This is a genomic window from Enterobacter sp. MGH 33, from assembly GCF_000534535.1.
Lineage (GTDB): Bacteria > Pseudomonadota > Gammaproteobacteria > Enterobacterales > Enterobacteriaceae > Enterobacter > Enterobacter hormaechei_C.
Window position 1 is genome coordinate 4,758,633 of record NZ_KI973212.1, and the last position, 12,689, is coordinate 4,771,321.

The 12,689-nt window shown below is 58.0% G+C and carries 13 protein-coding genes; 2 read left to right on the forward strand and 11 right to left on the reverse strand.

Annotated elements, in window-relative coordinates; translation table 11 throughout:
- Window positions 1-2: 2 nt before the first annotated feature.
- From gntK to L379_RS01830, 4 genes are all read right to left on the reverse strand, one after another.
- Window positions 3-530 carry a gluconokinase gene (gene gntK, locus L379_RS01845; protein WP_003861569.1) on the reverse strand — a complete coding sequence of 176 codons (528 nt, stop codon included), beginning with the start codon at window positions 528-530 and terminating at the stop codon, window positions 3-5.
- Between the two features lie 126 nt (window positions 531-656).
- On the reverse strand, window positions 657-1,652 hold the full coding sequence (gene gntR, locus L379_RS01840) for a gluconate operon transcriptional repressor GntR (RefSeq protein ID WP_032655371.1): 996 nt from the start codon (window positions 1,650-1,652) through the stop codon (window positions 657-659).
- A 91-nt stretch (window positions 1,653-1,743) separates the two neighbouring features.
- Window positions 1,744-2,439, reverse strand: a complete 696-nt coding sequence (locus tag L379_RS01835; protein WP_032655373.1) for a pirin family protein — start codon at window positions 2,437-2,439, stop codon at window positions 1,744-1,746.
- A 123-nt stretch (window positions 2,440-2,562) separates the two neighbouring features.
- Window positions 2,563-3,600: an oxidoreductase gene (locus L379_RS01830; RefSeq protein ID WP_032655374.1), complete on the reverse strand. Its 1,038-nt coding sequence runs from the start codon at window positions 3,598-3,600 to the stop codon at window positions 2,563-2,565.
- Window positions 3,601-3,911: 311 nt separating this feature from the next.
- On the opposite strand from L379_RS01830, the gene yhhY reads away from it, so the two are divergent.
- The gene (yhhY, locus tag L379_RS01825; protein WP_017384133.1) at window positions 3,912-4,400 is read left to right on the forward strand and encodes an N-acetyltransferase; all 489 of its coding nucleotides are present in this window, start codon (window positions 3,912-3,914) and stop codon (window positions 4,398-4,400) included.
- Between the two features lie 87 nt (window positions 4,401-4,487).
- On the opposite strand, the gene ggt is transcribed toward yhhY, so the two are convergent.
- Entirely contained in the window at window positions 4,488-6,233 is a 1,746-nt protein-coding gene (ggt, locus tag L379_RS01820; RefSeq protein WP_074174261.1) for a gamma-glutamyltransferase, read from the reverse strand.
- Window positions 6,234-6,355: 122 nt separating this feature from the next.
- On the opposite strand from ggt, the gene L379_RS01815 reads away from it, so the two are divergent.
- Entirely contained in the window at window positions 6,356-6,727 is a 372-nt protein-coding gene (locus tag L379_RS01815) for a DUF2756 family protein (protein WP_032655376.1), read from the forward strand.
- Here L379_RS01815 and ugpQ read toward each other — a convergent pair.
- From ugpQ to livF, 6 genes are all read right to left on the reverse strand, one after another.
- Window positions 6,717-7,457 (reverse strand): glycerophosphodiester phosphodiesterase, encoded by a 741-nt coding sequence (ugpQ, locus tag L379_RS01810; protein WP_023295543.1) that lies wholly within the window; start codon window positions 7,455-7,457, stop codon window positions 6,717-6,719. The two genes, L379_RS01815 and ugpQ, sit on opposite strands and share 11 nt — an antisense overlap.
- A complete protein-coding gene (locus L379_RS01805) occupies window positions 7,454-8,524 on the reverse strand; it encodes a sn-glycerol-3-phosphate import ATP-binding protein UgpC (RefSeq protein ID WP_022649656.1) in 1,071 nt (356 codons plus the stop codon). Before L379_RS01805 ends, ugpQ begins: the two co-directional genes overlap by 4 nt.
- A 1-nt stretch (window position 8,525) precedes the next feature.
- Complete coding sequence (gene ugpE, locus L379_RS01800) at window positions 8,526-9,371, reverse strand: sn-glycerol-3-phosphate ABC transporter permease UgpE (RefSeq protein WP_015571468.1); 846 nt, start codon at window positions 9,369-9,371, stop codon at window positions 8,526-8,528.
- On the reverse strand, window positions 9,368-10,255 hold the full coding sequence (ugpA, locus tag L379_RS01795) for a sn-glycerol-3-phosphate ABC transporter permease UgpA (RefSeq protein ID WP_003861551.1): 888 nt from the start codon (window positions 10,253-10,255) through the stop codon (window positions 9,368-9,370). Before ugpA ends, ugpE begins: the two co-directional genes overlap by 4 nt.
- 153 nt (window positions 10,256-10,408) lie before the next feature.
- Window positions 10,409-11,725, reverse strand: a complete 1,317-nt coding sequence (gene ugpB, locus L379_RS01790) for a sn-glycerol-3-phosphate ABC transporter substrate-binding protein UgpB (protein ID WP_032655381.1) — start codon at window positions 11,723-11,725, stop codon at window positions 10,409-10,411.
- Window positions 11,726-11,974: 249 nt separating this feature from the next.
- Complete coding sequence (livF, locus tag L379_RS01785; RefSeq protein ID WP_015571469.1) at window positions 11,975-12,688, reverse strand: high-affinity branched-chain amino acid ABC transporter ATP-binding protein LivF; 714 nt, start codon at window positions 12,686-12,688, stop codon at window positions 11,975-11,977.
- Window position 12,689 lies beyond the last annotated feature (1 nt).

A 12,689-nucleotide genomic window follows, 5' to 3' on the forward strand; every position in this document is an offset into this window, starting at 1 on the left:
ACTTACTGCCTTTTATTAATAACCTCGATGGTGCTGGCAACAACACCTTCCAGCGGCTGATCGATATCAACCACTAAGACATCCTGTTCGTCAGCTCCCGGCTCCTGCAACGCTTCGAACTGCGTTACCAGCATCTGGGTTTTGAAGAAGTGGCCTTTACGCGCCTTCAGGCGGCTTTCAATCACCCCGAAATCACCTTTCAGGTAGATGAAAGAGAGGTTCGGGTTGCCGTCGCGCAACAGGTCGCGATAGGTTTTTTTCAGTGCGGAACAGACGATCAGGGAGACTTTATTGGTGCGCTGCATCGCGAACGCGGCGTCATTCAGCGCCTGCAACCATGGTTTGCGGTCGTCGTCGTTCAGCGGCTCGCCGGAAGCCATTTTCATGATGTTGCTGCGCGGATGGAGGAAGTCACCATCAAGAAACGCAGCCTGGAGTTGATGCGCCACTTCGCTCGCCACGGCAGATTTACCGCTACCGGACACGCCCATCAGGACGTAAACGTGGTGATCGTGATTAGTCGTGCTCAAAGGGTGTCCCTCAGTCAATTGTTACGGGTAACAGTTATCGGTAACATTGTCCTGCCGGGGCATAAGAGAAGCAATATCCAAACGTGCGCGAAGTGAATAAGTGTGAGCTACTTCAAATTTGTCGGATTAAATAGATCCACCCGGTGACAAGGTGAAACCTAAATCTAACATTTTCGGGGTAACTGACTCACCACGAATGCGCGCCAGCAGGCGCTCTGCGCCAATGCGGCCCATGCGTTCACGCGGGGTCAGGACGCTCGCCAGACGCGGCTCCATCACCTGGCCAATGTCGTGGCCGTGGAAGCCGGCAATCGCCATATCATCCGGGATTTTTAAACCCAGACGCTGGCACTCAAACGCGGCGCCGACCGCAAGGTCATCGTTGGTGCAGAAAATACCGTCCAGTTGCGGATACTCGCGTCGCGCCTGACGCATCAGCTCAATACCCGACGTGTAAGAAGAAGATTGCTCCACCATCACGCTGTACGGGGTTAAACCGGCGTCGAGCATCGCCTGCTCGTATCCCTTCTGTTTGATGATAGTACGTTCATCCAGACGCGCACCCAGATAGGCCACATGGCGATGACCGCGGGCGATGATCGCCGCCGTCATCTGACGCGCCGCTTCAAAGTTATCGAACCCCACGGCGATGTCGAGGCACGGCGACTGGCTGTCCATCAGTTCCACCACCGGAATGCCTGCCACTTCAATCATTTTCAGCGTGCGCGGGGTGTGAGTACGTTCCGTTAAAATCAGGCCGTCGATGTTCCAGGAAAGCATCGATTCAAGACGTTCCTCTTCCAGTTCCGGCTTGTACCCGTAGTGGGCGAGCATGGTCTGATAGCCAAACGCATCGGTGACGCTTTCAATGCCACGCAGCACTTCGGCGAATACCTGGTTGGTTAAGGAAGGAAGCAGGACGCCCACCGCACGGCTGGTTGCATTGGAGAGAATATCGGGCGCGCGGTTGGGGATATAACCCAGTTCATCAAGGGCGGCGGCAATCTTGCCACGCAACGCCACGGAAACCTGTTCCGGGTTACGTAAAAAACGGCTGACCGTCATTTTGGTCACACCGACGCGATCGGCGACATCCTGAAGTACGGGGCGTTTCTTTTTCATCGTCCTGAGAAATCTTGAAGTGAGAGATTTGCTCAGTTTATCACGGACAAAGCTCAACCTTCCCCGTTTAAAGGGAAGGTTGAGAAATTATTTAGACCGGCGGCAGGTCAAACAGCAGAATTTCACTTTCGCTGTCGGCATGCACGGAGAGCGCCTGCGCATCCCAGACTGCCAGGCCATCGGCGGTTGTCGCTTTGGTGCCGTTGATGGACACTTCACCTTTCACCACCTGGATCCACACGCGGCGGTTAGCGGCAATCTGGTGTACAGACTGTTCATCTTTCGCCAGCGCCCAGCGGTACAGCTCCATATCCTGATGCACTTTCAGGGAACCTTCACGCGCATCCGGGGACAGCACCAGCTGTTTGCCCTGTTTCGCGTCGAAGCGGCGCTGCTCGTAGCGTGGCGTGATGCCGGTCTCTTCTGGAATGATCCAGATTTGATACAGGTGCAGTTTTTCCGTTTTGCTCGGGTTGTACTCAGAGTGACGCACCCCGGTACCCGCGCTCATAATCTGGAACTCGCCCGCCGGAACCTGCTCTTTGTTGCCCATGCTGTCCTGGTGCTCAACCGCCCCTTCCAGCACATAGGTCAGGATTTCCATGTCTTTGTGCGGGTGGGTACCGAAGCCCTGGCCTGCATCAATCACGTCGTCGTTAATCACGCGCAGTGCGGAGAAGCCCATAAAGTTCGGGTCGTAGTAGTCGGCAAACGAGAATGAATGCCATGAGTCCAGCCAGCCATGATTCGCGTGACCACGTTCGTTTGCTTTGCGTAAGTAGATCATTGTTTTCACCCTCAGTTCGTTTCGATGGAGTAAGTGTGGACGCAAACGCCCTGGGATCATAGAGGGTGAAAATTGACTCCTCTGTTCAAAAATTTAGAACAAGCGCAGAGGAGCCATTTTTGCTTATCTGGCGAGGGTTACCGTGGCAGGAGAAGCCTGTTCGAAGGCCCGTTCAAGGATTTCCAGGTTGGTCAGAACGTCAGATTCCTTGACATAATTCGGCGCGCCGGTGGCGAGGGTGTCATACAGCGCATCGTAGACGCGTCCATAGTCTCCCGTTTCCGGCTTCAGCTCTTCCCTGACCGTCAGGCCCTCGTCGTTCACGTACTCCAGCACGCCCACGGAATCATCTGCCGCAAAGCCCGGTTCACCCGGCATGATATTGGCCTTCAGGCTGGTCTCCTGCTGGTCAATACCGTACTTGATAAAGGAGCCTTTCTTGCCGTGAACGATAAATTTCGGGTAGTCGATTTTCACCAGATGGCTGGTTTTTACGATGGCTTTCAGGTCGCCGTAGAACAGCTGCGCTTCAAAGGTATCGTCCGGGTTGGCCTTATTGCGCAGGCTGCGGATGTCATACGCCACGTGGTCCGGGCGGCCAAACAAGGAGATGATCTGGTCCATGGTGTGCACACCGAGACCGTAGAAAGATCCGTCCTGCGGCAGTCCGGGCTGGGTTTCCGCCACCGGGCGGTAGTAATCGAAGTGGCTTTCGATTTCCACGATCTCGCCGAGTTTGCCGCTTTCAATTGCCTTTTTTGCCGTCAGGAAGCAGCTGTCAAAGCGACGGTTCTGGTACGGCGTGACGGTCAGCCCTTTGCTTTTCGCCAGCGCGAACAGCTCCTTCGCTTCGGCGATGGTCGGGGTGAACGGCTTTTCCACCAGCACGTTTTTACCTGCTTCCAGCGCGCGTTTCGCGTAGTCAAAGTGGCTGTCAGCGTGGGTACAGACCACCACCAGCTTCACCTGCGGGTCGTTAAGCACCTCATCAAGATCGCTGGTGAAATGAATATGGGAATACTGCGGAGACTGCTCTTCTGGCTTCGCGCGGCGGCGATAGATATGGGCCACGTGCCAGGTCTCTTTTCGGTTAAGAACATACGGAAGGTGGTAACGCGTGGTGCTTTTGCCAAATCCAATAAATGCACAATGTAGTGTCATGGCTCAGTCCTTTTGGAAGGTTACTGGGTTTTACCATAGCGCATGTTTTGCCCTCACCCCAGCCCTCTCCCACAGGGAGAGGGAGAAAAAGGGCAAAAAAAAAGCCAGCGAGAAGCTGGCTAAAGTAATACTGGAAGCAATGTGAGCAATGTCGTGCTTTCAGGTTCCCGTAGGAGGTCTTCCTGAATGCAGAGCAATAATAATCATTCTCATTCGCACTTGTCCAACACTTTTTGCAAAAAATAGCGATTGACTCAACTTTTAAAGTCACTGATGTTGGAGGGGACTTTTAACTGACTGAGGAACAAGGAATGAGTGAAATAGTGATACGCCACGCTGAACCGAAAGATTACGACGCCATTCGTCAGATCCACGCCCAGCCGGAGGTGTACCACAACACGCTACAGGTTCCTCATCCTTCAATAGAAATGTGGCAAATGCGGCTAGGCGAGCAGCCGGGCATTAAACAGCTGGTTGCCTGCATTGATGATATCGTGGTCGGCCACCTCACCATTGATGTCGCCCAGCGACCACGCCGCAGCCACGTTGCAGATTTCGGTATCTGCGTTGGCGCGCAGTGGCATAACCGCGGCGTGGCCAGCGCACTGATTCGCACCATGATCGATATGTGCGACAACTGGCTGCGCGTCGACCGCATCGAGTTAACGGTGTTTGTGGATAACGAACCGGCAATCGCGGTGTACAAAAAGCACGGGTTTGAGATTGAAGGCACCGGCAGGCGCTACGCCCTGCGCAACGGCGAGTATGTGGATGCGTATTATATGGCGCGTATGAAGTAGTTTGTTGCCGGGTGGCGGCTTCGCCTTACCCGGCCTACGTTCGTGCCGTTGTAGGCCCGGTAAGCGCAGCGCCACCGGGCAAAAAAATCAAAACCCCGCCGTTAAATCATCCACCGAACGCGGGTCCGATGCGCCAAACAGCGCCCCGTCCGGCCCGACCATAATGCTCTGGGTGCTGCCCATCGCCTCCTTCACCGCCACCTTCTGCCCGCGCTGCTCAAGCAGCTTGAGGGTGTCCGGGCTAAAGCCCTTCTCCACGCGCAGCTCGTCCGGCAGCCACTGGTGGTGGAAACGCGGCGCATTGGTCGCTTCGGCGACGTTCATCCCAAAGTCGATACTGTTCACCACCATTTGCAGCACGGTTGTGATAATCCGGCTCCCGCCAGGGCTGCCGGTCACCAGCCAGGTTTTGCCGTCTTTCACCACGATGGTGGGCGACATGGACGACAGCGGGCGCTTCTTCGGCCCGACCGCATTCGCATCGCCGCCGACCAGCCCGTAGACGTTCGGCACGCCCGGTTTGGCGGAGAAGTCATCCATCTCGTTGTTCAGCAAAATACCGCTGTTGCCCGCCACAATCCCGGTGCCGAAAGTGGTGTTAAGCGTGTAGGTCACCGCCACCGCGTTACCGTCTTTATCCACCACCGAGAAATGGGTGGTCTGGTTACTTTCATACGGCGCCAGCTTGCCGGGGCGGATCTCGCTCGACGGCTTCGCCTTGTTGATGTCGATCTCGTCGGCAATCGATTTGGCATAGGCTTTGTTGGTCAGCGCCTGCCACGGCACCTTCACGAAGTCCGGATCGCCAAGGTATTCCGAGCGGTCAGCGTAGGCGCGCTTCTCCGCCTCCGCCATCACCTGCATGGCATCGGCACTACCGAAGCCGAACTTATGCATATCGAAGTTTTCCAGAATATTGAGGATCTGCACGATGTGAATGCCCCCGGAGGACGGCGGCGGCATGGAGAAGACCTCGTAGCCGCGATAGGTGCCGCTGATCGGCTCGCGCTCCACCGCCTTATATTCCGCCAGATCCGCTTTGGTGATCAGCCCGCCGTTCTTCTGCATCTCATCGGCAATCTGATCGGCAATCGGCCCCTTATAGAAGGCGTCCGGACCGTTTTCGGCAATCAGTTCGAGACTTTTTGCGAGGTTCTTCTGCACCAGCTTATCGCCCTTTTTCAGCGGCTCGCCGTCTTTCCAGAAGATAGCCTTGCTGTTCTCATGATTGGGAATAACTTCGCTGCCGTAGGTTTTGAGGTCGTCCGCCAGCGCGTCGTTGACGACGAAGCCGTCGCGCGCCAGCTTGATGGCAGGCTGCACCACTTTATTCAGCGGCAGCGTGCCGTATTTTTCCAGCGCCAGCGAGAAGCCCGCAACGGTGCCCGGCGTGCCGGAGGCAAGGTGCGAGGTCAGAGATTTTTTACTGTCCGGATTGCCCTGATCGTCGAGGAACATATCGCGGGAGGCCTGGTTCGGCGCCATCTCACGGAAGTCGATGGCCGTGGTTTTACCGTCTTTGGTGCGCAGCATCATAAACCCGCCGCCGCCCAGGTTCCCCGCCTGTGGATGCGTCACCGCCAGCGCATATCCCACCGCGACCGCCGCATCCACCGCGTTACCGCCCTGCTTAAGAATATCGACGCCCACCTGCGTTGCCAGCGCGTCAACCGAGGCCACCATGCCGTGCGTCGCCCGCACGGGGTGAAAAACATCCTCCTCCACGCCGTAAGAGACCGGAGGAGCGGCTGGCGGGTTGGCCGCCACGGTAAATGTGCCGCCTGCCATCAGCGCAGCGATGGCGACCCAGCGCAAAAAGGTTGGTTTCATCATTATTGTTCTCCAGGTGAAGGGGCCCATATTCCCCGCTTAAGCCTGGTTCACAACTCTTAAAAAATCATCGTTATGCCGGAATCAGGGTAAACTTAAGAGAAGCCTCAAAGGAGGAGATAACCATGAAACGATTACTGATCCTGACCGCGCTGCTTCCGTTCGCCGCGCTCGCACAGCCAATCAACACCCTGAACAACCCGAACCAGCCGGGCTACGTCATTCCGAGCCAGCAGCGTATGCAGACGGAGATGATGAGCCAGCAACAGCAGCAGAAAGGGATGCTCGATCAGCAGTTAAAAACGCAGACCCAGGTGCAGCAGCAGCACCTGCAAAACCAGATGAATACCAACACCCAGCGCGTGCAGCAGGGCCAGATGCGGGAGCAGCCGCTGCCAAACTCAAACGGTGGGATGTTAGGGGGCGGGGTGTCGCAAAGCAGCGGTCAGCAGCACATGCTGCCGACCCAGCAGAACGGCAGTATGCTTAATAAATAAAGTTCGGCCCAATCTGGTCAATCGCATCGGTACAGATGCTGTCCACGCCCCAGCGCAGCAGCTCGGCTGCACGCTGGGGTTTATTGACGGTATACACCAGGATATGCAGACCGGCCTCCTTCAAAAGCGTCACGCGCGCTTCATCCAGCAGCTTATGGTTGAGGTGGATCGACACGCAGCCTAAGAAGGTCGTCAGCGCGCGCCAGTCTTCTCGCCACTCATCCAGCAGCAGCCCGCGCGGCAACTCCGGTACGGCAGCCTGTGCGGCTTCCAGCGCGTCGATGTCAAACGACGACAACAGCGGCGGGGTCATCCCTTCCCACAGTTCGCGCGCGGCGAGGGCAATCACTTTACCCGTCAGCGGCCCGGTGCCGGTGGTCGGTTTGATTTCGATGTTGGCCATCATGCCGTGTTGACGACAGCGGTCCGCCACTTCCGCCAGCAGCGGCAGCGGCTCGCCTTTAAATTCGCCGCTGTACCAGCTTCCGGCGTCCACCTTCAGCAGGTCACGCCACGGCAGTTCACCTGCCACGCCCCAGCCATTGCTGGTGCGTTCGAGATTGTCGTCGTGCAGCAGGAAAATTTCGCCGTCCTTGGACAGCTTCGCGTCGAACTCGATCATCGTGTGGCCGTAGCGCGCGCCAACGTCAATTGCCGCCAGGGTGTTTTCCGGCGCCAGTTTACCGCCGCCACGGTGGGCGACGATGTGGGGGTAAGGCCAGTTGCTCATACTCGTTGTCCTGTTTCACCGTCAAATAAGTGCAGGTGATTTTCCGGCATATGCAGCCACAGCGTGCTGCCTGCCTTCGGGCGCTCCTGGTGCGGCAGACGCACCACCAGCTTTTGCTCGCCCCAGCGCCCGTGCGCCAGGTTGTCTGCGCCCAGCATCTCCAGCGTGTCCATCACCAGCGGCACGCCGCCGTCCGCCTGAGACGTCAAACCAATATGCTCCGGGCGGATACCGAGCGTCATCTTACGCCCGGCGTAGCCACGATAGTACCAGTTGATCGGCAACGCCATCCCGCTTTCCAGCTCGAAGTGGGTTCCCGCCGCATTGATCCGCCCGTCCAGCAGGTTCATCGCCGGGCTGCCGATAAAGCTCGCCACAAAACGGCTGGCCGGTTTTTCGTAGACTTCCACCGGGGTGCCAATCTGCTCGGCGATGCCTTTGTTCATCACCATCACGCGCTGGGCGAGGGTCATGGCTTCAACCTGATCGTGGGTCACATAGAGGGACGTGGTTTTCAGGCGGCGATGCAGCTGCTGTAGCTCAAGGCGCATCTGCACGCGCAGTTTGGCGTCGAGGTTTGACAGCGGTTCGTCGAACAGGAATACCGCCGGATCGCGCACGATGGCGCGCCCCATCGCCACGCGCTGACGCTGGCCGCCGGAAAGCTCGCGCGGACGGCGCTTGAGCAGGCCGTCCAGCTCCAGAATGCGCGCGGCCTCTTTCACGCGCTCCTCGATATGGCCTTTGCCCATACCGCGGATTTTCAGCCCCCAGGCCATGTTCTCTTCCACGCTCATGTGCGGATAGAGGGCATAGTTCTGGAATACCATCGCGATGCCGCGATCTTTGGGTTCCATCTCGGTGACGCGCTGGCGGTCAATCCAGATATCCCCGGACGTTACGCGCTCCAGCCCCGCCACCATACGCAGCAGCGTGGATTTGCCGCAGCCGGACGGGCCGACCATCACGATAAATTCCCCGTCCGCCACGTCGAGCGTCAGCGGCTGAATGACCTGGGTTTTACCGTCCCAGCTTTTGGTTACTGCCTGTAATTTTAAACCTGCCATCTTATTTCTCGCTATCGACCAGGCCGCGGACAAACGCGCGCTGCATGGCTAAAACAATGACTACGGGTGGGATAAGGGTGAGCAGCATCGCCGCCATCACCTGGTTCCAGAGGGTGGTGCCTTCGCCGGTGGCGATCATGCCTTTGATGCCTGCCACGGCGGTGCCGAGGTTGACGTCCTGAACGATCAGCAGCGGCCACAGGTACTGGTTCCAGCCGTAGATAAAGGTGATCACAAACAGCGCCGCGAGGTTGGTTTTCGACAGCGGCAGCACGATGTCGCGGAAGAAGCGCATCGGCGAGGCCCCGTCGATGCGCGCGGCTTCAATCAGCTCGTCCGGCAGGGTCATAAAGAACTGGCGGAACAGGAAGGTGGCGGTCGCCGAGGCCATCAGCGGCAGGGTTAAGCCCGCGTAGCTGTCGAGCATCTTCAGGTTGGCGATCACCTCCACCGTCGGGAAGATACGCACCTCTACCGGCAGCATCAGGGTGATGAAAATCATCCAGAAAAACAGGTTACGCAGCGGAAAGCGGAACCAGACGATGGCGAACGCTGAGAGCATCGACACCGTAATTTTGCCGACGGTGATGCCAAACGCCATGATGAAGCTGTTGAGCATCATCAGCCAGAACGGCGCGCTGTTGGCGCCCACGCCCTGGGTCCAGATGGTCTTCATGTTTTCGAAAAGGTGTCCGCCCGGGATCAGCGTCATCGGGGTGTCGAACACCGCTTTGGTGTCCAGCGTGGCGGCGACGAAGGCCACGTACAGTGGGAACAGGATGACGATAATCCCTAAAATCAGCATGGTATGGCTGAAAATCGTCAGCCCGCGACGGTTCTCAATCATTGGTAGCGCACCTTACTTTCGACATAGCGGAACTGCACCACCGTGAGGATGATGACGAGGAACATCAGCACCACCGACTGCGCGGCAGAAGCGGAGAGATCCAACCCCGCAAAGCCTTCGCGGTAGATCTTGTAGATCAGCGTGGTGGTCGCCTGCACCGGGCCGCCCGCGGTGGCGGCGTCAATCACCGGGAAGGTGTCGAAGAAGGCGTACACGAGGTTAACCACCAGCAGGAAGAAACTCACCGGGGCGATCAGCGGCAGCGACAGCCGGAAGAAGCGGCGCACCGGCCCTGCGCCGTCGATGGCGGCGGCCTCCACCAGCGAACGCGGGATAGACTGTAGCGCGGCAAAGAAAAACAGGAAGTTATAGCTGATCTGCTTCCACACCGAGGCGAACACCACCAGGAACATCGCCTGACCGCTGTTCTGAGCGTGGTTCCAGTCGTAGCCAAACTCGCCCAGGAAGTGGGTAATCAGCCCGCGCCCTGGGTTAAACAGGAAGATCCACAGCACGGCGGCCACGGCAGGAGCCACGGCGTAGGGCAGCAGCATCAGGGTCTGATACAGACGGCTACCGCGCACCACGTAATCCACCAGCGCGGCGAAAAACAGCGACGCGACAAGACCGCTCACGGTGACCAGCGCACTGAATTTGATCGTCGTCCAGAAGGAGTCCAGGTAGTAGCTGTCGTGGAACAGCGCGGTAAAGTTGTCCAGCCCGACAAACTGGCTGGAAAGCCCGAACGGATCGACGCTTTGTACCGAGTACCACAGCGCTTCGCCCGCAGGCCAGATAAAGAAGATAACGGTGATGACCAGCTGCGGTGCGACCAACAGGTACGGCAGCCAGCGGGAACGGAACACCGGACGGGATGAGGACATTGAGATTAGGTTCCTGAACATTGCCGGGTGGCGGCTACGCCTTACCCGGCCTACAAATATTTCTCCCTCTCCCCGTGGGAGAGGGTTGGGGTGAGGGCATCAGCCCGCACGATCCCCGTAGGCCCGGTAAGCGCAGCGCCACCGGGCATTTTTTTACGATTTGGTCGACTGCTCAAAGCGGCGCAGCAGCTGATTTCCGCGCTCTACCGCAGCGTCCAGCGCCTGCTGTGGGGTTTTCTTACCGGTCCACACGCTTTCCTGCTCTTCATCGACGATGGTGCGGATCTGCGGCATGTTGCCCAGACGCAGGCCTTTGGTGAACGGCAACGGCGGCTTGTTCAGCATCTGGCGCGTCGCGATGTCTGCGCCTGGGTTTTTGCTATAGAAGCCCTGCTCGCGGGTCAGGTCGTACGCGGCTTTGGTGATCGGCAGATAGCCGGTCTTCTGGTGCCACTCGGCGGCGTTTTCCGGCTTCGCCAGGAAGTCGAGGAACTCGGCCACGCCTTTGTAGGTGCCGTTGTCTTTACCCTGCATCACCCACAGGCTCGCCCCGCCGATGATAGCGTTTTGCGGCGCGCCTTTAACGTCAGCGTCGTACGGCATCATGCCCACGCCGTAGTTGAATTTGGCATAGTGACGTATATCCGCCAGCGAGCCGGACGAGGCGGTGGTAATGGCACAGTCGCCGTTGTAGAACTTCTCGGTGGATTCGTCTTTACGCCCGAAGTAGCTGAAGTCGCCCTTCTTGTTGAGTGCTTCCAGCAGCGCGATGTGCTTCACCTGCTCCGGCTTGTTGAACTCCAGCACCGCGTCGGTACCGTCGAAGCCGTTATTTTGGGTGGCAACCGGCAGCCCGTGCCAGGCGCTGAAGTTTTCAATCTGGATCCAGCCCTGCCAGCCGCTGGCGTAGCCGCACTTCATCCCCGCCGCTTTCAGCTTCGCGGTGTACTCCGCCAGATCCTGCCAGGTTTTTGGCGGCTGCTCCGGATCTAAACCGGCTTTTTTGAAGGCGTCTTTGTTGTAATACAGCACCGGCGTGGAGCTGTTAAACGGCTGGGACAGCAGATGGCCGGTTTTGGAATCGGTGTAGTAACCCGCTACGGTCGGTACGAACTGGGATTCGTCAAAGTTAATGCCCGCCTCTTTGAACACCTCGTACACCGGCTTGATGGCTTTGGAGGCCATCATTGTCGCGGTGCCCACTTCATAAACCTGTAACAGCGCAGGCGCGTTACCGGTACGGAAGGCGGCGATGCCCGCGCTCAGGCTCTGCTCGTAGTTGCCTTTGTACACCGGCACAATTTTGTAATCCGGGTGGGTGTCGTTGAAACGCTGCGCCAGGGAGTCAACCTCTTTACCCAACTCCCCTTCCATGGAATGCCAGAACGGAATGGTGGTCACAGCCATTGCGTTTGTCGCAAAAGCCAGACCCAGTGCCAGACCCAAAGCTGTGTGTCGTAACGATGTCATTGTCATCTCTCTTATTGTGCCGGATGCGCGATATCACGCGTTTTATGCTCGCGAGGTAACATGACATGCTCGAATGACAGAAAAATAACTGTTTGTTTACAGATAAGTGACAGCCAGGCGTCAGGGGGATGATGGTTGTGTGAAGGGGGGGTTAATATGAAAAAAGCCGGGTGGCGGCTGCGCCATACCCGGCCTACATGGTATCCGTAGGCCCGGTAAGCGTAAGCGCCACCGGGCAATACAGACGGCTCAGCCGCCCAGGTACGCGCTCCGCACCGCTTCGTTCGCCAGCAGCGCATCGCCGGTATCGGAGAGCACCACGCGCCCGTTTTCCAGCACATAGCCACGGTCAGCGAGCTTCAGCGCCTGGTTAGCGTTCTGCTCGACGAGGAAGATGGTCATCCCCTCTTTGCGCAACTGCTCGATGGTATCGAAGATCTGCTGGATAATGATCGGCGCCAGGCCAAGCGACGGCTCGTCCAGCAGCAGCAGACGCGGCTGGCTCATCAGCGCGCGGCCAATCGCCAGCATCTGCTGCTCGCCGCCGGACATGGTGCCCGCTCGCTGAATACGACGCTCCCACAGGCGCGGGAAGAGTTCGTACACCCACTTGATGCGGGTCTGGAATTCATCCCGATGGGCGAAGAAACCGCCCATCGCCAGGTTCTCTTCCACCGTCATGCGGGAGAATACGCGGCGCCCTTCCGGGACAATCGCCACCGCTTCACGCATGATCTTAGCCGTCTGCCAGTCGGTAATATCTTTGCCGTCAAACACAATCCGCCCGCTGGTGGCGCGCGGGTCGCCGCACAGGGTGCCGAGCAGCGTGGTTTTACCCGCGCCGTTGGCGCCAATCAGGGTGACGATTTCGCCCTGATTGATGTGCAGGCTGACGTCGTGCAGCGCCTGGATCTTGCCGTAGTGCGCGTTGACCTTGTCGAACGTTAACATCGCTTTTTCCATC